The following is a 20,451-nucleotide window of genomic DNA, read 5'->3' as shown; positions in this document are numbered from 1 at the left end:
CTCCCGAGCCTACGCCCGCCCAGAGCCGTCGCGCCGCCGGTGCGCGCACATCTTTTACTGGAGTGCGCACATCTTCTAGACGGAGGTCTGGTGAGCGAGCGCGTCTTGCGCCAGCGTCCAGCCGCGCGCCCGGGTTTGCGCCGCCCACATCGCGGCATAGCGGCCGCCGGAGGCCAGCAGCGAGGTGTGATCGCCGATCTCGCGGACGCGTCCGGCGTCCAGCACCACGATCTGGTCGGCGGCCACCACGGTGGAGAGCCGGTGCGCGATCACCACCACCGTCTTGTCGCGCACGAGCCGGTCGATGGCTTCTTGCACCATCACCTCCGACTCGGTGTCCAGCGCCGAGGTGGGCTCGTCGAGCAGCACGATCGGGGCGTCCTTGAGTAGCGCCCGCGCGATCGCGACCCGTTGCCGCTCGCCCCCGGACAACTGGTTGCCCACCTCGCCGACCCGGGTGTGCGCGCCGTCGGGCAGCCGCGCCAGCAGTTCGCCACAGTTGGCGGCCTCGAGCGCGTCCAGCACCTCCTGTTCGGACGCCTGAGGCCGGGCCATCGCGACGTTGTCGAAGATGGACGCGTCGAACAGGTGCACATCCTGGAACACCACCGCGATGTGCCGCATCAGCTCGCGCTCGGTGACCTCACGGATGTCGGTGCCGCCGATCAGCACCCGGCCCTGCTGGGGGTCGGCGAAGCGTGCGATCAGCCGGGTCATCGTGGTCTTGCCGCCGCCGGACGGGCCGACGAACGCGGTCAGCGAGCCGGCCGGGATATTCACCGACACGTCCTGGATCGCGGGCGCCACGGCGCCGCGATAGCTGAAGCTGACGTTCTCGAAGGCAATGTGGTGCGCGGTCAGCACCGCCGGCGTCTCGGGGGTGGGCAGCGGCGCGATGGCCAGCACGTCGTTGATCCGGCCCATCGCGGCCTCGGCCACCTCGAACACCGAGGTGAGCGCCGCGGCGCGCGCCAGCGGTTCGGCCAGCCCGGCGGCGGCCACCACCACCGCGGCGGCCATCACCGGCGACAACTCCGCGCCCAACACCAGCGAGGCCCCGACCGCCACCACACCGGCGACGGCGAGATTGGCGCCGATCGCCGCGCCGGTCAGCGCGAAGGACGCCTGGTCGATGGACGCCCGCAGCGCGCGTCCCTGCGCATGCATCGCCGCGACCAGCCGCTCGGAACGGTCGCCGACCTGGCCTGCCGCCTTGAGCACGGGCAGGCCCTGCACGTATTCGACGATCCGGTCGGCGGTCTCGGCGTCCGCCCGCGCGATCGCCGGCTGCGACCGGGCCGTCACCGCGTTCTGCCGAGCCAGCGTGAACGCCACCACGACCGCGCCGAGAATCGCGCCCAACAGCAGGCGCGGATCGATCACGATCAGCGCGATCACGAAACCGAGCGGGATCACGATCAGCCGCAGGAACAGCGACGCCACCTCGCTGACCGACAGCATGCTGTTGGTGACGTCCTGGTTGAGCGTGGTCGACAGCCCGCCCGAGCGGCGCAGCGCCAACTCCTCGGCCGGAATCCGGCGCAGATGCTCACCGAGCCGCAACCGGATGTCCTCCATCAGGGTGGGGTAGAGGTTGTAGGAGAAGCCCAACTCGCCCACCCGCAGGAAGCCCTCGGCGATCATCAGCGCCGCGATCGCGCCCACCAGCCACCAGCCGGTCGCGGTGTCACCCGACAGCAGCGACACCACCATCGGCAGCAGCAGCACCAGCGTCAGCCCGTTGGCCAGCGCGCCGAACACGGTGATGACCACGGCCCGGTTCCATTGCGGACGGTACGGCCCGGCCGCCTGACCCATCATCGCGATGATCCGCCTCATGCCGGTGCTCCGTTCTCGTCGACGGACGCCGCGGGCTGAACTGCGGACGCTGCGGGCTGGATCGCAGAGCCCGCGGTCTGCCCTGTGGGCGTGCCGGGCCGGGCGTGATTGAGTCCCCAGCCCTGAGCGCGGAGATGCCGATCCCACAAGCGGGAATAGCGTCCGCCCTTGCCCACCAGCTCGGCGTGCGTGCCGCTCTCGGCGACACGGCCCTGGTCGAGGACGACGATCTGGTCGGCGTCCACGATGGTGCTCAACCGGTGCGCGACGATAATCACGGTGCGGCCGCGGGTGAGTTCGGCGATCGCGTCCTGGATCGCGGCCTCGTTCTCGGGATCGGCGAAGGCGGTGGCCTCGTCGAGAATCACGATCGCGGCGTCCGACAGCAACGCTCGCGCGACGGTGACCCGCTGGCGCTGGCCGCCCGACAGGGACGCCCCGCGCTCGCCGACCACGGTGTCGTAGCCCTCAGGCAGGGCCAGGATCTCGTCATGGATGCGGGCCGCGCGGCAGGCACGCTCGATGTCGGCGTCCGTCGCGTCAGGGACGCCCAGGGTCAGGTTGTCGCGGATGCTGGCATGCAGCAGGAACGGATCCTGGAAGACCAGCGCGATGTGCCGCAGCAGGACGTCCGGCGCGATGTCGCGCACGTCCACGCCGCCCACAGTGATCCGGCCGGCGGTGACGTCGAAGAAGCGCGGCACCAGCCGGGCCACCGTCGACTTGCCCGACCCCGAGGGCCCGACCAGCGCGCAGATGCTGCCGTGGGGAATATCGATGGTGACGTCCCGCAGCGCGGGCGCGCGGTCGGCGGCATAAGAGAAGGTGACCTCGTCGAGCCGGACGGCCCCGCCCACCGGGATCTTCGGCTGCTCGGCCTCCGGCAAGGCCGGCAGGTCGAGGATCTGGGTGATCCGCAGCGCCGCCGCGGTCGCCTTTTGCAGATGGTCGACCATGAACATCAGCGGCGAGAACGAGTCGACCGGCATCGAGGCGAGCAGCAGCACGACCACCACCGAGATCGGGTCGATCCAGCCCGCCGAGGACATCGCGAAGCCGCCGGCCGCGACCAGGACGGTGACCGGCAGTGGGCCGACCAGCAGCCGGATGCCGAGTGCGCCGCCCTTGGTGCGATCGTTCCAGGCGGTCAGGTGCTGGGTGAACGCGCGGATGCGTTCGGCGTAGCGGCCGAACGATTCCGAGCCGCCGTCGAAGGTGCGCACCTCCTGCATGCCCTGCACGTACTCGATGCTGGCGGCGTCGATCTGTTCCAGCGAGCGGTCGTAGGCCTGGCGTTCGGTGGCGTAGTCCTTCATGGCGATCCGGGCGACCAGCGCCGTCAGCGGCAGGATCGTCAGCACCACGAGCAGCAGCCGCCATTCGATGACGCCGATCGCGATCAGCGAGGCAGCCACGCCGCCGATCCCCAGGCCGAGCATGGACGGGGCGTCAGCGATGGCGGCATGCATGCCGCGCACATCGCCCTGGACGATCTTCTTCACCCCGCCCGCGCCCAGGCCCTGCACCGTGCCGAGCGGTAGCCGGCCCAGATGCGTGCTGATCGCGCGGCGCATCATCGACTCGTGGTCGAAGGCGGCCTTGTGCGAGACAACGCTGCCGAGGGTGGTCGCGGCGGCCGATCCGGCCATCGCGGCGATGATGCCGCCCACCCACCAGGCGACGGACGCGGCGTCCGCCCCGTCGACCAACTGACGAACCAGCAGGCCGCTCGCCACCAGGGCGACCACCCGCAACACCGCACCCAGCGCGCCCAGCAGCACCGAGGCGATCAGGCGCCCCCGCACCGGCTTGATCACCTGCATCAGCGCCTGGTGGGGCGTCCGCCGTTCCGGGCCGGGCCCCGGCGGAGGCTGCGACGTCGTGGGTGTTCCTTCGGCTTGGACGACCGTCGTCACGTTTCCATCCCCTTCGCGAGCGCGACCGACCCGGCCGCGCACACTCAGACTACATTTTGGAAACGCTTACGTTGGCAAAACAGCCGAACTGATCTCAGTGGTCGCCGCTGGCGCGGCGCAAGACCTCGGAGAGGCGCTCGGCGGCGGCCATCACCGCGGGAGCGTGTTGGCGTCCGGGCTGGCGGGAGAGCCGCTCGATCGGCCCCGACACGCTGACCGCAGCGATCACCTTGCCCGCGGGGGAGCGCACCGGCGCCGACACCGACGCGACGCCCGCCTCGCGCTCGGCGACCGACTGCGCCCAGCCGCGGCGGCGGACGGTCGACAGCGCGACGGCCGAGAAGGTGGCGTTGTTGAGGCCGCGCTGGATGCGCTCGGGATCCTCCCAGGCGAGCAGCACCTGGGCGGCCGATCCGGCGTTCATGGTGAGCTGGGTGCCGACCGGCACGGTGTCGCGCAGGCCGGCCGGGCGCTCGGCGGTCGCCGCGCAGATGCGGAACTCGCCTTGACGGCGGAAGAGTTGCGCCGATTCGCCGGTGATGTCGCGCAGCCGGGCGAGCACCGGGCCCGCCGTGGCGAGCAGGCGGTCCTCGCCGGCGGCCGAGGCCAACTCGGTGAGGCGTGGGCCGAGCACGAAACGGCCCTGAAGGTCGCGGCTGACCAGGCGATGATGTTCGAGCGCGACGGCGAGGCGATGAGCGGTGGGGCGTGCGAGACCGGTAGCGGTCACCAAGCCGGCGAGGGTGGTCGGGCCCTGTTCGAGCGCAGTCAGCACCTGCGCTGCCTTGTCGAGGACGCCGACGCCGGAATTACTGTCCATAGTTTGATACTGCCGTCTCAAACTTTGACATGCAAGTCTTCGGCGACCTAACTTCGATTATGCGACATTTTCGCACCGGAGCATAGAAGGGGTAGAGCATGGGTAAAACCCTCAGCGACAAGGTCTGGGAGGCGCACGTCGTCAGGCGAGCCGAGGGCGAGCCGGACCTTTTGTTCATCGACCTCCACCTCGTCCACGAGGTCACCAGCCCGCAGGCGTTCGACGGCCTCCGGCTGGCCGGCCGGCAGGTGCGGCGTCCGGATCTGACCCTGGCCACCGAGGACCACAACACTCCGACCGAGAACATCCTGCTGCCGATCGCCGACCCGGTCTCGCGGCTGCAGGTCGACACGCTGCGCAAGAACGCGGCCGAGTTCGGCGTCCGCATCCACAGCCTGGGCGACAAGGACCAGGGCGTGGTGCACATCATCGGCCCGCAGCTCGGCGTCACCCAGCCCGGCATGACCATCGTCTGCGGCGACTCGCACACCTCGACCCACGGCGCGTTCGGCGCGCTCGCCTTCGGCATCGGCACCTCCGAGGTCGAGCACGTGCTCGCCACCCAGACCCTCAACCAGATGCCCGCCAAGCGGATGGCCGTCACCATCGACGGTGACCTGCCCGACGGGGTCACCCCCAAGGACGTCGTCCTGGCGCTGATCAGCAAGGTCGGCACCGGCGGCGGCCAGGGCTACGTGGTCGAATACCGCGGCAGCACCATCGAGAAGATGTCGATGGAAGGCCGGATGACCATCTGCAATATGAGCATCGAGTGGGGCGCCAAGGCCGGCATGGTCGCGCCGGACGAGACCACCTTCGCCTACCTGAAGGGACGCCCGCACGCCCCAGAGGGTGCGGAGTGGGACGCCGCCGTCGAGTACTGGAAGACGCTCAAGACCGATCCCGACGCCGTCTTCGACGCCGAGGTGATCATCGACGCCGCCCAGCTGACCCCGTTCGTGACCTGGGGCACCAACCCCGGCCAGGGCATCGGCCTGGGCGAGGCCGTCCCGGCTCCTGAAGATTTCGCCGATCCGGTCGACCGCGCCGCCGCCGAGCGGGCCCTGGAATACATGGACCTCAAGGCCGGCACCAAGATGAAGGACATCAAGGTCGACACCGTCTTCCTCGGCTCCTGCACCAACGGCCGCATCGAGGACCTGCGCCTCGCGGCGTCCGTCATCGCCGGCCGCAAGGTGGCCGACGGCGTCCGGATGATGGTCGTTCCCGGCTCGGCCCGGGTCCGCCTGCAGGCGATGGCCGAAGGGCTCGACTCGGTGTTCAAGGACGCCGGCGCCGAATGGCGCGAGGCCGGCTGCTCGATGTGCCTGGGCATGAACCCCGACCAGCTCAAGCCTGGCGAGCGCTCGGCGTCCACCTCGAACCGCAACTTCGAAGGACGCCAGGGCAAGGGCGGACGCACCCACCTGGTCTCGCCCGCCGTCGCGGCCGCCACCGCCGTGCGCGGCACCCTGAGCTCGCCCGCCGACCTGGAGGAGAAGTAGGCCATGGAGAAGTTCACCACCCACACCGGCATCGGCGTCCCGCTGCGCCGCTCCAACGTCGACACCGACCAGATCATTCCGGCCGTCTACCTGAAGCGGGTCACCCGCTCCGGGTTCGAGGACGGGCTGTTCGCTGCGTGGCGCAACGATCCCGAGTTCGTGCTCAACCAGGACGCCTACCGCGCCGGCTCGGTGCTGGTCGCCGGACCTGACTTCGGCACCGGCTCCTCGCGCGAGCACGCCGTCTGGGCGCTGCAAAACTACGGCTTCCGGGTCGTGATCGGCTCGCGCTTCGGCGACATCTTCCGCGGCAACTCGGGCAAGGCCGGCCTGCTGGTCGCCCGCGTCGACCAGGACGTCGTCGAAGAGCTGTGGGCCTACCTGGAGGCGACCCCGGGCGCTGAGCTGACCGTGTCGCTGGTCGACAAGACGGTGACCGCCGGCGATCAGTCTTATGAGTTCCAGATCGACGACTACACCCGTCACCGCCTGCTCAACGGCCTGGACGACATCAGCCTCACCCTGCAGCACGAGGATGCCATCGCCGCCTACGAGGCCTCGCGCCCGTCCTGGAAGGTGAAGACCCTGCCGGCACGTACTGCCGGCTGAGCTTTTCGGCTGATCTAGGCGAGAACCCCCGTCCGGTGTGGGCGGGGGTTCTCGCATGCCCGGGCGCGGGCTGGGCGTGTTCGTGGGCAAAACGTACTGTTCAACGATCTCAGACGCCCAAGAACTTCAGTCGGACCGAGGTTTTCGGCGGGCTCTCGAGTTTGAGCAGTACGTTCTTCCCGGCAACGTCAGTCGTTGCGGCGCTCGTGGGTGTTGAGGACGCGGGACTGCAGCGGGGTGCAGGCGCCCAACGCGATCACGGTGAGCCCGATGCCTGCGGCGAGCACGCAGCCCATCACGGTGAGCCCCGTCCAGCTCTCGACCCCCATCTTGGTCGCCACCGCGAGCATCGGCATCGACAGCAGCATGCCGAGCGAAGCACCCAGGACGACGGCCACCACCAGCGGGGCGAGGGTCTCCCACCACATCACCCGGGTGATGAACCGGCGCGGCGCACCCATATTGGCCAAGGCGAGGGTCTGCTCGGCGCGCTCCAGCACCGAGGACGCCTGGGCGATGAAGACCGTCATCGCGGTGAGCGCGAAACCCACGCCGAGGGTGATGATGGTGCCCTTGTTGAGGTCCCAGGTGATGGCGTCTGCGAAGGCCTGCTCGGCCGAGTTCATACCCTCGCCCGCGCTGAACGGCATGACCGCCATGAAGCCGCCGATCAGCGACAGCAGGCCGAGCCCGGAGACACGCCGCCAGGTGGCCTTGGCGTCGGCCTGAACCCGGCGCGAGGCCCACATCGCGGTCGTGTTCGGCGTCCGGGCCAGGCCTGCGGCGAGCAACTGCAGCAACCAGGCCGCGAACAGGTTGAACACCCAGATGACGGCCAGCATGATGCCGCCGAAGATCAGGGCGGGCACGATCCCGTTCAGGTTGAGCAGTTGCATCGCGATCACCGCGAGCACCACCACGACGACGAAGAGCGCGGCGCGCCAGGCCTTCATCGCGGGGCTGTTGGCTCGCTTGGACACCCCCAGCGGCGAGATCCTGACCCGGCGCAGACCCCACGCCGCGGCCAACATGCCGGTGGCAAAAGTGGCCGCGCACACGGCGAGCGACCCCCACCAGGGCAGCAGCATCTCACTGGGGCGGACGGGCATCGCCTGCATGGTCAGGTGTCCCCAGGCGGGGAGCGTGGCCAGGTAGAGCCCCAGCCCGATCGCGATGCCGGCCACCGCCTGGATCGCGGTGTCGATCAGCGACATCCTGGTGACGTCCGAGGAGGACAACCCGACCAGGCGCAGCACGGCGAGACGGCGGTCACGGCCGCGGGCACCCAGCACGGCCGCTCCGGAAGCCAGCCCGGCCATGGCGGGCAGCAGCAGTGCGCACGCGACGACGGCGAGCATCACGTAGAACGACAGCATCGACTCGAAGGTGCGGTCGCCCGCGATGAGTTCGGCGTGAACGCCGGTGGGGTTGATATAGCGCTGGACGAACATCCAGGTTCCGCCGGCGACGGTCAGCGCGAGCGCCGAACTGACCGCGAACGCGGCGACCGAGGCCAGGTAGAGCAGTCCCTCGCCCTCGCGCATCGCCAACCGGGCACCGGTCAGGCGCAGCGCCAGGTCGGCGAGGCTGCCGGCCGGCGGGGTGGACGCCGCGGGCGTCCGGACGGCGGTGGTCGTCATCGGAGCACCTCCGCGGCGGTCGCGATCGGCTCCAGGCGACGGTCGGTGTGCACCAGGCCGTCGCGGATCTCGAGCAGGCGTCCGCACCAGCGCGCCACGTTGATGTCGTGGGTGACCAGCACCAGGCTGGCACCGGCCATCGCCACCGTGGCGGTGAGGATCTGCATCATCTCGTGACCGGTCGCCTGGTCGAGCGCACCACTCGGCTCGTCGGCGAACACCACGCTCGGATGGGTGACCAGCGCGCGGGCGATCGCCGTCCGCTGCGCCTGGCCACCCGACATGTCGCCTGGACGCCGCGTGCGCAACTCGGCCAGCCCGAGGCGTCCGAGCATATCGTCGGCGGCGTTCATCGCCTTGCCACGCGGGGTTCCGGTGAGCATCAGCGGCAGCGCGACGTTCTCGCGGGCGGTGAGCTCGGGAATGAGCTGGCCGTCCTGGAACACGAAGCCGAAACGGGACAGGCGCAGGTGCGAGCGGGGACGGTCCTTGAGCGCGGAGACGATCTGGCCGTCGAAGACGACCTCGCCCTGATCGGGCAGCAGCACGCCGGACAGGCAGTGCAGCAGCGTCGACTTGCCCGAACCGGACGGTCCCATGATGGCGACGGTTTCGCCGCGCGCGATCGACACCGACACACCGGCGAGGGCCTTCACCTGCCCGAAGGATTTGGTGATGCCGCGGGTCTGCAGCAGCGGCGGGGTGGATGCGGGGGACAGGTGTTGTTCGATCATGAGTCCAGTTCACCCCCGAATCGGTGCGCCGACCATGGTGCCGACGATGGTCCGAGGGTAGCGCCAGCACTACCTTTCGCCGGTCTGGCTGGGAGCAGCGTCACTTCGACGGGGCCACGCCGGCCTGAAGACCGTCGGTCTGGGCTAGGTTGCCAGGGGTGAACTTCTTTCGTCGGCGGCCGATCGACCCTGAGCAGGACGCGGCCCGCCAGATCGCCGCGCTGACCGCGTCGCGGCGGGTCATCGTGGACGCCTATGAGGTGGAGCGGCGACGCATCGAGCGCGACCTGCACGACGGCACCCAGCAGTACCTGGTGGCCGCGCTGATGAAACTGGGCGAGGCCCGGATGGCGCCGTCGGTCGCCGCCGATCCGTGGCTGGGCCGGTTGCTGGCCGAGGCCCAGGACGCCCTCGGCCGAGGTCTGGACTCCCTGCGGGCCACCGTGCGCGGGATCCACCCGCAGGTGCTCGTCGAACAGGGCCTCGAAGCCGCGCTGGCCGACGTGGCGCAGGGCGCCGCGTCGCCGGTGCGGATCGTGTGCCCCCACCCGCTGCCGTCCTTGCCCGAAGGCGTCCTGGCGACCGGATACTTCTTCGCCTGCGAGGCGATCGCGAATGCCACCAAGTACGCACCGGGCGCGCCGATCACCGTGTTGCTGGCCACCGACACTCATTTGAGGGTCTCGGTGGTGGACGCCGGGCCGGGCGGGGCACGGCTGGTTCCCGGGCACGGACTCGCCGGGATGCGCGAACGCCTCGCCGCGTTCGGCGGCGACGTGACGATCTCCAGTCCGGCCGGCGGGCCGACCCAGGTGGTCGCCACCGTGCCCCTGTTGTTGCACCGAGGAGAACCAGGCGTGGTGGTGTGACGATGCAGAAGCGAAGCCGAGGTGCCGGGGCCGGGAGTGCACGGTGGCTCAGGCGCTGCGCGGGGAGTACATGATCACGGCGACCCCGGCCAGGCAGATGAGTGCGCCGATGACGTCGTAGCGGTCCGGGCGGAAGCCGTCCATCGCCATGCCCCACAGCAGCGAACCGGCCACGAAGACACCACCGTAGGCGGCCAGGATGCGGCCGAAGTTGGCGTCCGGCTGCAGGGTGGCGACGAACCCGTAGAGGCCGAGCGCGATCACACCGGCGCCGATCCAGATCCAGCCGCGATGTTCCCGCACCCCTTGCCAGACCAGCCAGGCGCCGCCGATCTCAGCGATCGCGGCGAGGACGAACAGGGCCATCGAGCGAAGCACATCCATTCCCGCATTCTCTCAGGAGCCGTCGGCGCTACCGTTGCACCGTGACCGAAGAACCCATCCGTCTCGTGCTCGCCGACGACGCCGCGCTGCTGCGCGAAGGACTCGCCGGACTGCTGGAGCGGCAAGGGTTCCGGGTGGTCGCGCAGGAATCCCGGGCGGACGCCTTGCGCCTGACGGTGAACGAGCTGGCGGCGTCCGGAGAGTTGCCCGACGTGGTGATCACCGACGTGCGGATGCCACCCACCATGACCACCGACGGACTCCAGGCCGCACTCGACCTCAAGGCCGCCTACCCGGAGCTGGGCGTGCTGGTGCTCAGCCAATACGTGGCGGCCGTGTACGCCCAACAGTTGTTCTCGCTGCCCGCGGCGGGCGGGGGAACCGGCTACCTGCTCAAGGACCGGGTCGCGCAGGTCGCCGACTTCGTCGGCTCGTTGCGGGTGGTGGCCGCCGGCGGGGTGGTGATCGATCCCGAAGTGACCCGGGCCATGATGCGCACCTCGCGCTCCGGGCTGGGCGACCTGACCCCGCGCGAGTTCGAGGTGCTCGAACTCATGGCGCGAGGCCTGTCGAACGCGCAGATCGCCGACGAGCTGGTGCTGTCCGGGGCCGCGGTCGCCAAGCACGTCTCCAACATCTTCGCCAAGCTCGGCCTCGCGCCCAGCGAAGAGAATCGCCGAGTCCGGGCCATCCTCGCCTTCTTGTCGGACGCCGGAACCCCCGGCCTGGGTTCGTAAGGCCACGAAGCCGTCCCGGCGCGGGCTTGTGCGTTCAGCGTCCGTGGTGGCTCAGCGCTTGGGCGGCGGCGGGTACGACTGCGGGGGAACCGGGACGGGATCAGGACCGCGATCGGTGTGCGACGTGGTGACCTTGCCTGCACTGAACGACTTCTCGACCTTGTCGGAGCCCAGAGTGCCGGTGAGCGAGGCCGGCAGCGCCTCGACGACCTCACGACGGGTGACCACCGACAGGTAGCGCGAAGACTCCGTCGTCGACTCCTTGGCCAGCAGCACGCCGGAGGTGGGGTCGAGATAGAGCACCTGCCGCATGCCGGGCCGCGTCGCCTCGTCGACGAAGGTCACTTTCAATGCGGGACGCCCCTCGGGATCGGTGCTGTGCTCGGCGGTCACCTTCGGGTTCAACCCGAGGACGCCGATGGCCGCGACGCGCACGGACACCGGGGCCGATTCCGCGCGGAGCATGTCGCCGATCGCGATGAAGACGGCCTCGTCCTGAGAGGTCGAGCCCATCGCGCGGAGACGGAGGAACGCGTCCAGCAGATGCGGTTCGGCGGGCATGGCCGCCGCATAATCGGGACGATGCCAGCCCCAGGCGGGCGGGAAGATGTACCGCTCGACCTCGCCGTTGATCACCCGGTCCGACCACGTCCAGCCGTCAGCGGTGTGGTAGTCGTCGTAGATGCCCCGCCACGTCGTCACGGAGGCCTCGGTGATGGTGTCGACCGATGCCACCCGCAAGAACTGCCCGTCTTCCCACCCCAGCGAGGTCTGGGCACGGGCCGACTGGGCGAGCCGACCGAGGTCGTCCGCGGCGGCATTGGCGCCGAACCAGCCCGGAAACGTGACCGGCACCACCAGCATCGCGCCCGCCGCCGCGGACGCCGCGACGGCCAGCGGCCAGGCGCGCCGCCGTAGCGGCACGCGACGGGCGCGTCCGGCGATCACCTCGTTGACGAGCTCACGGCGCGCGGCGGGCGTCCATTCATCGGCCAGCGCCCGGTCGGCGGGCCGGGTGCGTTCGATCAGGTCAGCCATGGTCATTCTCCTGTCGGCGTGGCGATCAGGCGCAGCGGGGCGCGGTCGCCGGTGTGGGCGGATAGGCGCCGCCGCGCCCGGGACAACCGGGCGGCGAACGCGTTGGCAGAGCATCCGAGAACCTCGGCGGCCTGCTTGGGGGTGAGCCCGTCCCAGCCGACCAGCAGCAGCGTCTCGCGATCGTCCTCCGACAGCCGGGTGAAGGCGTCGGTCAAGGCAAGACGATCCTCCATCGGGGCCTCCGACATCGCGGCCAGCGCCTCGATGCTCTCGAGTTGGGTGGTGATCCGCTGACGTTTGGAACGGTTCCGCCAGTAGCGGTGCAGCACATTGCGGGTGGTCACCAGCAGCCACGGCAGCGGTTGGTCGGGAAGATCGCCTCGCCGTTTCCAGGCGACCAGGTAGACCTCGCTGACGATGTCCGGGGTCACGTCGGCGTCCACATGCCTGCGGGCGTAGCCGTACACCCGGGTGCTGGTGGACTCGAACATGGCCGCGAAAGCCGATTCGGTGGAGTAGGTGCTCACACTGGGTAATGCCCGCACAACCCCGATCATGACAGCGAAAGGCGCACATTTCGTCTCAGGTGCCCTCACGCCCGTAGTCATAGAGGTGGTCGCACCGGTAGTCACGAGGCGAAATGACGTGTCAGCCGTCACCGTGGTCGTGGGTGGCGTCGGGCGTGGTGAGCTGGCGCAGGGCCTCCACATGGCTGAGGTAGGCCACCCGGCCGCGCCCGGTGAACCGGATCCAGGTGCGCGGGCGGCCGAACGGCTGCGGGCGCTTCTCCAAGACGACATAGCCGGCGTCGCTGAGCACCTTGAGTTGCTTGGACAGCAACGACACCGAGATCCCGAGTACCTCCTCCAGGGTGCTGAACTCGAGTTCGGCGGAGGTTGCGAGGGCGGCGGTGATCCGCAGGCGCGTCGGCGCATGGATGAGTTCATCGAACCGTGGCCGGACAGGATCCCAACTCACCGGATCACCGTTCCCGCGTTCGCGTCAACATGTCGAGCGCTCATATGACGTCGTATCGCCCGTAGTCGCCAGCGCTGAGGCGACGGATGCGATAGCGCTCTTCTGCGCGCAGCCACAGGTACAGGAGCGCCGCGATGACGAAGCCCGCCGCAGTTGGGTACCAGGGCCAATCGGTGGGCCGTATCTGCCCGAGCGTGACGACCACGGCGTACATGGGTGCCGCGCGCAGCAAGCGGTATCCGATGGCCCGTCCATCGTTCAGCTCTCCCCGGTGTCGCAGGCGCCTTTGGGCGACGAGTACGACCGCGATCGCCGTTATGAACGCGATGATGCCCGCGACGAAGTGCCCGGCGACGAATAGCCCGAAGGCGCTTCCGAGGATGACTGCTTGAAGAGCGTCCATCCACGCCGGGCGCCGTGTCGCCAAGGCCGTGGCGCGCCGGGACTGGGCGATCAGGTCGAGCTGTTCCCGTGCTTCGTCGGGTGATGGTGTCTGCGGCTCAGTCATGACGACCTCCGAGTTACTTGAACACCTTTCAAGTATCAGACTTTGTTGACGACTCTTCAAGTAACTCGATGTCGGTGGGCGTTCCCTCAGGGTCGGAGTCCGCGCCCTGGGGTGCGGAGAGCGCGGGCTGGTCGGTTCCGCCGGATGTCGTCTCGGGGCTCGCGTGGTCGTTTTCTATGTCCAGTTGAAGGGGGAGGCCTGCTGACTAGGGGAAACGCGCAGGCGCCTCGATCTGGACATAGAAAACGACCACGCACGACCCGAGCCGGCCGGCAGAACACTGCAACGAACAGGGCCGCTCGTGCGTGGTTAGGGTGTGAGCCTGCTGAAGGAGCGCCCGGTGGCCGAGCCGAACGAAGGGTCGCGCACGTTCGAGGAGTACGTGCGTGAGCGTTCTGTCGCGCTGCAACGATTCGCCTACCTGGTGACCCGCCATCCCGAGGACGCCCGTGATGCGGTTCAGGACGCCCTGGCCGGCCTCTACCCGCGCTACGACCGCATCCGCGCCGCCGGTGATGTGGATGCCTACGTGCATCGCTCGATCGTCAACGCCTCGGTGTCGCGGTGGCGCCGGACGAAGCGGACGACGGCCACCGCCGCACCCGGCGACTTCGCACGCGAGACCGGACCGCGCTTTGACGACGCGGTGGTGGACGCCACCATCGCCTGGGCTCTGTGCGGTGAACTTCCCGCGGTGCAACGCGCCGCGGTCGTGCTGCGTTTCTACAACGACCACAGTTTCGCCGAGATCGGGCGCCTGCTCGGCTGCCCCGAATCGACCGCCCGCAGTCATGTGCATCGCGCGCTGACCAGGCTGCGCACCCGCCTTCAGGAGGCCGATCATGAGTGACGAACGAATCCCCGATCAGGCGCGCGATCGCGCCGAGGATGCCCTCGCCCGCGCGCTGAACGATCACGCCGACGACCACGACTTCGCACCGCTCGACCCCGCAGCCCTGACAACCCGGACCACCGAGGCCGGGCGGCGACGGCGCCCGTGGCTGGTCGCCGTCGCCGCCGTGCTCGCGGTGGCCGTCGGCATACCGCTGGTCGGGGTGCTGATTCCGCGAGCCGGTCAGCCGGGGGTGATCGGGACGCCCGCCCCCAGCAGCACCCCCGAACCGAGCGAGAATCCTCCCTCCGGAGCCATCCCCGCACCACGAGCGGGGTGGCGATGGGAGTCGATGCTCAATGTCATCGTGCAAGTACCCGAGTCGTGGGGGTACGGATTCGCGCCAGGTAAGGACTGGTGCGTCGAAGGCGCCGGGCGGCCGTATTCCTACCTGCCGCCCAGTACGCCGTTCGTGGACCACGGTCCCGCATCGCGGGTCGTGCTCACACTCCTATGCTTGGGCGAGATGCCGGACTCCTTGCGGCAGACCCACCTCTCCTGGCGCCGGGCGACACCCGAGGATGCTGACGGCGAGGAGCGAGTCGGGGCTGAACCCGCGCAGGGATGGATCCGGGTGAACCGAGTGGCCGGAGCGGCCTTCCTGACCGTCGAGGCGCCGGCCGATCAGGCGGATCTGGCGCGCGAGATCCTCGCGACGGCGAGGGTCGTCGATGTCGATCCACGTGGCTGCCCGGTGCGATTGCCCGAGGGACGCCCGACGCAGGGAAGCATCACCGACTTCTCAGCAGCCTCGGCCGCGACCGTCTGCGGGTATTACGTGCTCGGCCAGGGTGGCCCGGACCTCACGGGCTCCTATTCCTTGGTGGGTGAGGAGGCGGACGCGTTGCTGGGTGCAGTTCTCGACGCGCAGATCTGGACGGATGTGGTCGGTGAGAATCTCGACTGCCGGCCTGAAGGTGACGTGTTCATGATGCGGTTCACCGACGCCGCGGGTGCTGTCCGCGTGGTCCTGCTTCCGACCGGTCTGGGGGATTGCCGGTTCGCCTTGAACGACGGGGTCGGGTTCCGCGCTCCGACGCGGGCCACCTGTGCCGACCTGCTGGTGGGGCCGCTGACGCAGGCCGGTTTCCTGGGCGAGGAGATCTCGAACGCCTGTGCACCGCGCCCCTCCTAGCCGGATATGTGGCGCACGCTTCGTGCGCATCCTCAGCAGCTGACAGACCCCGCCCGGACGAGACGTGCTGACCGCGTGATGGTCGTTTTCTATGTCCAGATCGAGGCGCCATGGCGTTTCCCCTCGTCACAACAACCGGTCCTTCAACTGGACATAGAAAACGACCGATCGCGCCAGGCCCGGGGCGACGCTCCGGCCTGGCGCGATCAGCGTGGGTCACGGACCGTAGAGGAAGACCTGCTGGCTGCCTCCGCGCACCAGGTCAACCCGGGTGCAGGACGCCTCAGGGTCGCGCTGGATCCAGGTCGGTTCGTAGTGGGACTCCTCCTGGAGAAGGTCGTCCACCACCTTCGCGGCTTCATCGAGAGGCAGGCAGGCCGAGGCCACCTGCTCGCGCAGCTTGATCGACAGGTCTCCTGGGGGCACGGACGATGGATCATTCGTGTGCTGAGGGACGACCTCGACGGTTCCGGGGACGAATGCCGCCATGAATGCGCAGTCGTCGAGTGGCTCCGGGTCGGCGCGGGTGGTGACCTGCCAGTCGGTGAAACCTAGGCGACCGAGTTCGGCCCGAGCGAAGGCCGCCCCGGACTCGGGCGTCCAGCACCGGCTGCTGCCCCCGTCGACGACATCGGCCAGGGAGTTGTCGAGTTCCCACTCCTTGACCTGGTCGCGAATGACTCTGGGTGGCGCCGGGGAGACCTCCGGCCGCCGCCACTCGCTGTCGGGAACGGCATCGGACGGCATGCCCTCGCGGGGCCCGACGAACAGGGTGTCCCACAGCCGCACCGCGACCGGATCCTCGATGCGCGGCTTGCCGGTGAGTTCGGCGTAGCGGTGGCAGTCGGCGATCGGGTCGAACGACATCGACAGGCCACCGTACTTGTCGGGTCGCGGCGCATTGTCGGCGATTCCCTGCCAGGTGGTGGTGCAGGTGACGCCGGAGGCGCCTCCCTCGAAATACCACCGCGCAAACTGAGGGCCGCCCGCCCAGGCCGCGGCACCGCCGCCGACCAGGGCCACCGCGAGGCCGCCGGCCATCACGGCGCGGCGCCGCTTGCGGGCAGCGGAAGCAGGCGCGGCATCGCCGGACGCCGCCCGGTGAAGGACGCGCCGAAGCACGGTCTCGCGGCGTCCGATGTACTCCGACTGGGTGGTGCGCTCGGTTTCGGGCTTGAGCGAGGCCAGGGCTTCGAAGAGTTCGTCGGTGCTGGGCTTGGTCATCTCAGTGGCTTTCGGTGAGCAGGGAACGGGGAGTGAAAGGGCGGGCCTCGGGCCGCGGCGCGTAGTGGCGTTGAAGCCGGCGCCGCGCGCGGCTGAGCCGGGCGCGTGCGGTGACCGCCGAGATGCCCAGGACGGTGGCGATGCCGTGCGAGGTGAGTCCGTCCCAGCCGGCCAGCAGCAGGATCTCCCGGTCGTCCTCGCTGAGCTGGGCGAGGGCGTTCAGCAGGTCGGTGCGGGCGACGGCCTTGTCGGCGCAGTCGGCCCGGGCCACCGCATCGATTGCCCGCAGCTCATCGCTGACCCGCACCTGCCGGGCGGTCGAGCGGCGGTGGTTGGCCAGCGCGTTGCGCGCGGCACCGATCAGCCACGGGACCGGATCGTCCGGAAGCCGGCCGAAGTGCCGCCAGGCGGTCAGGTAGGCGTCCGCCACCACGTCGTCGCAGTCGCTTTCGGGGCAGCGGCGGCGAACATAGCCGTACACCCGCGGCGAGGTGCGCTCGTACAGCGCGCGGAAGTCGGCCTCGGAGGGGGCGGGTGTGTTGTTCATGTCAAGGAAAAGTCCGGTTCGTCACCGAGTGTGACAGAACCTGCGGCGATACCTACGGCGATCGTTCCGGCACCCGTGCCGCGGGGCGGCTGGTGCGGGAGTCGGCGCCCGGGGCTGGATAGGGTGGTGCCGCCTGATGAGTGGAGGAACAACCGATGGCCGCAGCTACCCGCACCCGTGTCGCGATCATCTTCGGTGGCGTCAGCTCCGAACATGATGTGTCGTGCCTGACCGCCGGCGGCGTGACGCGCGCGATCGACACCGAGCGTTTCGAGGTGGTCGGCATCGGCATCACCCCGAGCGGGCGTTGGGTGCAGGTCTCCACCGACGACATGGCCGGGTTCCACGTCGCCGGCAACACGCTGCCCCGCCTCGACGAGGCCCGCCCGGACGCCGTGCTGTTGCGCCGCGACGGCGGTGGCCGGATCGCGACCATCGACGGTGACGCACTGGTCGACGCCCACGACTTCGATGTCGCGTTCGCGCTGCTGCACGGCCCCTTCGGCGAGGACGGAACCATCCAGGGCCTGTTCGAGATGATGAACATCCGCTATGTCGGGTCGGGCGTGGCGGCGTCCGCCATCGGCATGGACAAGGACCTGATGAAGTCGTCCCTGGCCAGCGCCGGGCTGCCGGTGTGCAAGTGGGTCACGGTCACCAAGGCGAGCTGGGACGCCGACCGCGCCGCGCTGCTGCGCCGGATCGAGGCCGGCCTCACCTTCCCGGTGTACGTGAAGCCGGCCCGCGGTGGCTCGTCGGTGGGCATCTCGCGGGCCACCAGCCTCGACGAGGTGCCGGACGCCGTCGAGGAGGCGCTGCGCTGGGACCCGAAGGTGATCATCGAGGACGGCTTCGTCGGCGCCCGCGAGGTCGAATGCGCGGTGCTCGACAACCTGGACGGCGCCCCGAAGGTGTCGCTGCCCGGCGAGATCCGGATGCACACCGACGACGCCTTCTACGACTACCAGGCCAAGTACACCCCCGAGGGCCAGGTCAGCCTCGACATTCCCGCGGCCGTCAGCGGCACCCTGCTCGCCCGGGTGCAGAAGACGGCGGCGCGCACCTTCCGCGCGATGGGTGCCGAGGGGCTGGCCCGGATCGACATGTTCGTCACCCCTGATGAAGAGGTGTACGTCAACGAGCTGAACACCATGCCGGGCTTCACCCATCTGTCGATGTATCCGGCCTTGTGGGAGGCGTCCGGACTCGCCTACGCCGACCTGATCGCGGAACTGGTTGAACTCGCGCTCGACCGCCCGGTGGGCCTGCGGTGACGCGCACCATCGCCGACCTGGGCGAGTTCGGGCTGATCGGTGCGATCACCGAGGGCCTGGTCATGCCCGACACCGTGCCGGTGGGCCCCGGTGACGATTGCGCCGTGCTCGCCCCGCGCGGACAGTTGGTGGTCACCACCGACGCGATGATCGAGGACGTCCATTTCAAGCGCGCCTGGTCCGGCCCCGACGATGTCGGGCGCAAGGCGGTCGCCTCATCGGTGGCCGACGTGGAGGCGATGGGCGCTCGCCCGCTCGGCCTGGTGATCAGCCTGTCCGCGCCGGCCGACACGCCGACCGACTGGGTGCTCGGCTTCACCCGCGGCGTCATCGCCGAGTGCGCCACCTCGGGCGCGACCCTGGTGGGTGGCGACGTCACCCGCGGCGCGCAGATCGGCATCGCCGTCACCGTCTTCGGCGACCTCGAGGACCGCACTCCGGTGCTCCGTTCGGGCGCGCGCGAGGGCGACACCGTCGCCTATACCGGACGCCTCGGCATGGCTGCGGCCGGGCTGGCCGTGCTGGGGCGCGGCTTCCGCTCACCCGGCGCGGTGGTGCGCGCGCATCGGGTGCCCGAGCCGCCCTACGGTGAGGGGATCGTCGCGCAACGCGCGGGGGCGACCTCGATGATCGACTGCTCCGACGGATTGCTGGCCGATCTGGGGCACGTGGCGCGCGCCTCGGGGGTGTCGATCGACATCGACTCGGCCGCGCTCGGCGTCGACGAGGCGCAGAAGACGGTCGCCGCGGCGATCGGCGGCGGAGACCCGCTGACGTTCATCCTGACCGGCGGCGACGATCACGCCCTGCTGGCCACCTTCCCCGGCGGGACGCCGCTGCCCGCGGGCTGGACGGCGATCGGTCGCGTGCTCGCGGCCGACCCCGACGCCGAGGCTCCGGTCACCGTCGACGGACGGGTCTGGGCGGACGCCGCAGGCGGCTGGCGTCACTTCTGAGCCGGGGCGAAGGCGTCCGGCTGGGTGAACCAGGCGCGGGCTTTCGCGATCCCGAACCAGAGCGCGACCGCGATCGCGGCCAGCATGATCTCGACCACGAGGATCGGCCAGCCGCCGGACACCCCGAGGATGGCGACCATATTGAACGAGCCGTGCAGCAGCACGGCGACGAGCCAGGTTGTCATCTTGCGGCCGTGCACGATGCCGGCGAGGATCAGCACCGAGCAGGCCACGTGCAGGCTGATCGCGCTCAGCCGCTCCACCCCGCCGAGCAGGAAGATGGCGGCATCGGTCGTGGTGAGCGCGTTGAACACCTGGGTCGCGGCCGCCTCGGGCAGCGCCGCCGCGACGGTCTCCCATTGGCCGGCGTTGATGATCAGGGCGATCAGGAGGTTGTTCAGCATGGTCATCCCGACCAGCAGCACCGCCTCGATCCCGCCGTGGCCGAAACCGAAGGTCACCCCGTCGATCCAGCGATGGAAGGCCTTCATCAGCAGCAGCATGATCACCAGCCGGCCGGTCTCTTCGAACAGGCCTGCCGAATAGCTGGCCACCGGCGCCGACAGCAGGAACCCGGAGACGTCCGGCCCCAGCGTGGGGATCACCACCGTCATCAGCGGAATCCGGGTCAGCAACTGTGACACGGTGAAGGCGAGGGCGCCGGCCCAGAAGGCCCGCCACACTCCACGCCAGCGGCGTCCGCCTTCGGCGTTGCGGCGGGTGGCGATCCAGGCGAAGGCGCTCAGCGGCACCACCACGCAAAGGACGAGGACGGCCGCCATGGCGGCGAGAGCAAGCGGTGAGACCACGAAGCCACCCTACCGAGCCCCGCGCGGGGACTCGGGA

Annotated in this window: 21 protein-coding genes; 8 read left to right on the top strand and 13 right to left on the bottom strand. The window is 69.8% G+C overall.

Translation table 11 applies throughout. From position 1 onward, the window contains the following. Positions 1–75: 75 nt before the first annotated feature. The 3 genes from QM708_RS01410 to QM708_RS01400 all read right to left on the bottom strand — a co-directional run bounded on the left by QM708_RS01410 (position 76) and on the right by QM708_RS01400 (position 4,575). Positions 76–1,839 (bottom strand): ABC transporter ATP-binding protein, encoded by a 1,764-nt coding sequence (locus tag QM708_RS01410; protein WP_415103669.1) that lies wholly within the window; start codon positions 1,837–1,839, stop codon positions 76–78. Further along, on the bottom strand, positions 1,836–3,755 hold the full coding sequence (locus tag QM708_RS01405; RefSeq protein WP_415103667.1) for an ABC transporter ATP-binding protein: 1,920 nt from the start codon (positions 3,753–3,755) through the stop codon (positions 1,836–1,838). Before QM708_RS01405 ends, QM708_RS01410 begins: the two co-directional genes overlap by 4 nt. A 94-nt stretch (positions 3,756–3,849) precedes the next feature. Then, positions 3,850–4,575, bottom strand: coding sequence for an IclR family transcriptional regulator (locus tag QM708_RS01400; protein WP_415103665.1), 726 nt, complete (start codon positions 4,573–4,575; stop codon positions 3,850–3,852). A gap of 98 nt (positions 4,576–4,673) precedes the next feature. Between QM708_RS01400 and leuC the strand changes: the two genes are divergently transcribed. After that, positions 4,674–6,080 carry a 3-isopropylmalate dehydratase large subunit gene (gene leuC / locus QM708_RS01395; protein ID WP_415103663.1) on the top strand — a complete coding sequence of 469 codons (1,407 nt, stop codon included), beginning with the start codon at positions 4,674–4,676 and terminating at the stop codon, positions 6,078–6,080. Between the two features lie 3 nt (positions 6,081–6,083). Next, positions 6,084–6,689, top strand: a complete 606-nt coding sequence (leuD, locus tag QM708_RS01390) for a 3-isopropylmalate dehydratase small subunit (RefSeq protein ID WP_415103661.1) — start codon at positions 6,084–6,086, stop codon at positions 6,687–6,689. A 188-nt stretch (positions 6,690–6,877) separates the two neighbouring features. Here the strand turns inward: leuD and QM708_RS01385 are convergent, their stop codons facing one another. Both QM708_RS01385 and QM708_RS01380 read right to left on the bottom strand, forming a co-directional pair. Then, positions 6,878–8,329, bottom strand: coding sequence for an FtsX-like permease family protein (locus QM708_RS01385; RefSeq protein WP_415103659.1), 1,452 nt, complete (start codon positions 8,327–8,329; stop codon positions 6,878–6,880). Next, positions 8,326–9,063 carry an ABC transporter ATP-binding protein gene (locus QM708_RS01380; RefSeq protein ID WP_415103657.1) on the bottom strand — a complete coding sequence of 246 codons (738 nt, stop codon included), beginning with the start codon at positions 9,061–9,063 and terminating at the stop codon, positions 8,326–8,328. Before QM708_RS01380 ends, QM708_RS01385 begins: the two co-directional genes overlap by 4 nt. A gap of 158 nt (positions 9,064–9,221) precedes the next feature. On the opposite strand from QM708_RS01380, the gene QM708_RS01375 reads away from it, so the two are divergent. Next, positions 9,222–9,932, top strand: a complete 711-nt coding sequence (locus QM708_RS01375; RefSeq protein WP_415103655.1) for a sensor histidine kinase — start codon at positions 9,222–9,224, stop codon at positions 9,930–9,932. 48 nt (positions 9,933–9,980) lie between these two features. On the opposite strand, the gene QM708_RS01370 is transcribed toward QM708_RS01375, so the two are convergent. Next, positions 9,981–10,316 (bottom strand): YnfA family protein, encoded by a 336-nt coding sequence (locus tag QM708_RS01370; protein WP_415103653.1) that lies wholly within the window; start codon positions 10,314–10,316, stop codon positions 9,981–9,983. 41 nt (positions 10,317–10,357) lie between these two features. Between QM708_RS01370 and QM708_RS01365 the strand changes: the two genes are divergently transcribed. Further along, the gene (locus tag QM708_RS01365) at positions 10,358–11,053 is read left to right on the top strand and encodes a response regulator transcription factor (protein ID WP_415103651.1); all 696 of its coding nucleotides are present in this window, start codon (positions 10,358–10,360) and stop codon (positions 11,051–11,053) included. 51 nt (positions 11,054–11,104) lie between these two features. Here the strand turns inward: QM708_RS01365 and QM708_RS01360 are convergent, their stop codons facing one another. The 4 genes from QM708_RS01360 to QM708_RS01345 form a co-directional block, all read right to left on the bottom strand. Beyond that, positions 11,105–12,091, bottom strand: coding sequence for a hypothetical protein (locus QM708_RS01360; protein WP_415103649.1), 987 nt, complete (start codon positions 12,089–12,091; stop codon positions 11,105–11,107). 2 nt (positions 12,092–12,093) lie between these two features. Then, positions 12,094–12,618 carry an RNA polymerase sigma factor gene (locus QM708_RS01355; RefSeq protein WP_415103647.1) on the bottom strand — a complete coding sequence of 175 codons (525 nt, stop codon included), beginning with the start codon at positions 12,616–12,618 and terminating at the stop codon, positions 12,094–12,096. Between the two features lie 121 nt (positions 12,619–12,739). Next, entirely contained in the window at positions 12,740–13,069 is a 330-nt protein-coding gene (locus QM708_RS01350; RefSeq protein WP_415103645.1) for a transcriptional regulator, read from the bottom strand. Between the two features lie 40 nt (positions 13,070–13,109). Further along, positions 13,110–13,577: a hypothetical protein gene (locus tag QM708_RS01345; protein ID WP_415103643.1), complete on the bottom strand. Its 468-nt coding sequence runs from the start codon at positions 13,575–13,577 to the stop codon at positions 13,110–13,112. Positions 13,578–13,893: 316 nt separating this feature from the next. Between QM708_RS01345 and QM708_RS01340 the strand changes: the two genes are divergently transcribed. Then, complete coding sequence (locus QM708_RS01340; protein ID WP_415103641.1) at positions 13,894–14,427, top strand: sigma-70 family RNA polymerase sigma factor; 534 nt, start codon at positions 13,894–13,896, stop codon at positions 14,425–14,427. After that, the gene (locus QM708_RS01335; RefSeq protein WP_415103639.1) at positions 14,420–15,604 is read left to right on the top strand and encodes a hypothetical protein; all 1,185 of its coding nucleotides are present in this window, start codon (positions 14,420–14,422) and stop codon (positions 15,602–15,604) included. Before QM708_RS01340 ends, QM708_RS01335 begins: the two co-directional genes overlap by 8 nt. Positions 15,605–15,820: 216 nt before the next feature. On the opposite strand, the gene QM708_RS01330 is transcribed toward QM708_RS01335, so the two are convergent. Together QM708_RS01330 and QM708_RS01325 are read right to left on the bottom strand one after the other, a co-directional pair. Continuing rightward, positions 15,821–16,828, bottom strand: coding sequence for a hypothetical protein (locus QM708_RS01330; protein WP_415103637.1), 1,008 nt, complete (start codon positions 16,826–16,828; stop codon positions 15,821–15,823). A gap of 1 nt (position 16,829) precedes the next feature. After that, entirely contained in the window at positions 16,830–17,375 is a 546-nt protein-coding gene (locus tag QM708_RS01325) for an RNA polymerase sigma factor (protein ID WP_415103635.1), read from the bottom strand. A 155-nt stretch (positions 17,376–17,530) separates the two neighbouring features. Here QM708_RS01325 and QM708_RS01320 point away from each other — a divergent pair, with 155 nt between their 5' ends. Together QM708_RS01320 and QM708_RS01315 are read left to right on the top strand one after the other, a co-directional pair. Further along, complete coding sequence (locus tag QM708_RS01320; protein WP_415103633.1) at positions 17,531–18,649, top strand: D-alanine--D-alanine ligase family protein; 1,119 nt, start codon at positions 17,531–17,533, stop codon at positions 18,647–18,649. Continuing rightward, positions 18,646–19,605 (top strand): thiamine-phosphate kinase, encoded by a 960-nt coding sequence (locus tag QM708_RS01315; protein WP_415103631.1) that lies wholly within the window; start codon positions 18,646–18,648, stop codon positions 19,603–19,605. Before QM708_RS01320 ends, QM708_RS01315 begins: the two co-directional genes overlap by 4 nt. On the opposite strand, the gene QM708_RS01310 is transcribed toward QM708_RS01315, so the two are convergent. Then, positions 19,596–20,414: a YhfC family intramembrane metalloprotease gene (locus QM708_RS01310; RefSeq protein WP_415103629.1), complete on the bottom strand. Its 819-nt coding sequence runs from the start codon at positions 20,412–20,414 to the stop codon at positions 19,596–19,598. The two genes, QM708_RS01315 and QM708_RS01310, sit on opposite strands and share 10 nt — an antisense overlap. Positions 20,415–20,451: the final 37 nt, after the last annotated feature.

This window comes from Propioniciclava sp. (genome assembly GCF_047602245.1).
In the GTDB taxonomy this organism is placed as follows: domain Bacteria; phylum Actinomycetota; class Actinomycetes; order Propionibacteriales; family Propionibacteriaceae; genus Propioniciclava.
The sequence above is the reverse complement of the archived record's forward strand: the minus strand, read 5'-3'. Positions and strand labels throughout refer to the sequence as shown.

Excerpts from the sequence above, each read along its gene's own strand:
- QM708_RS01380 (WP_415103657.1), bottom strand. The coding sequence starts at position 9,063 with ATGATCGAACAACACCTGTCCCCCGCATCCACCCCGCCGCTGCTGCAG.
- leuC (WP_415103663.1), top strand. The coding sequence starts at position 4,674 with ATGGGTAAAACCCTCAGCGACAAGGTCTGGGAGGCGCACGTCGTCAGG.
- QM708_RS01385 (WP_415103659.1), bottom strand. The coding sequence starts at position 8,329 with ATGACGACCACCGCCGTCCGGACGCCCGCGGCGTCCACCCCGCCGGCC.
- QM708_RS01345 (WP_415103643.1), bottom strand. The coding sequence starts at position 13,577 with ATGACTGAGCCGCAGACACCATCACCCGACGAAGCACGGGAACAGCTC.
- QM708_RS01325 (WP_415103635.1), bottom strand. The coding sequence starts at position 17,375 with ATGAACAACACACCCGCCCCCTCCGAGGCCGACTTCCGCGCGCTGTAC.
- QM708_RS01370 (WP_415103653.1), bottom strand. The coding sequence starts at position 10,316 with ATGGATGTGCTTCGCTCGATGGCCCTGTTCGTCCTCGCCGCGATCGCT.
- QM708_RS01410 (WP_415103669.1), bottom strand. The coding sequence starts at position 1,839 with ATGAGGCGGATCATCGCGATGATGGGTCAGGCGGCCGGGCCGTACCGT.
- QM708_RS01335 (WP_415103639.1), top strand. The coding sequence starts at position 14,420 with ATGAGTGACGAACGAATCCCCGATCAGGCGCGCGATCGCGCCGAGGAT.
- QM708_RS01400 (WP_415103665.1), bottom strand. The coding sequence starts at position 4,575 with ATGGACAGTAATTCCGGCGTCGGCGTCCTCGACAAGGCAGCGCAGGTG.
- leuD (WP_415103661.1), top strand. The coding sequence starts at position 6,084 with ATGGAGAAGTTCACCACCCACACCGGCATCGGCGTCCCGCTGCGCCGC.
- QM708_RS01320 (WP_415103633.1), top strand. The coding sequence starts at position 17,531 with ATGGCCGCAGCTACCCGCACCCGTGTCGCGATCATCTTCGGTGGCGTC.
- QM708_RS01360 (WP_415103649.1), bottom strand. The coding sequence starts at position 12,091 with ATGGCTGACCTGATCGAACGCACCCGGCCCGCCGACCGGGCGCTGGCC.
- QM708_RS01330 (WP_415103637.1), bottom strand. The coding sequence starts at position 16,828 with ATGACCAAGCCCAGCACCGACGAACTCTTCGAAGCCCTGGCCTCGCTC.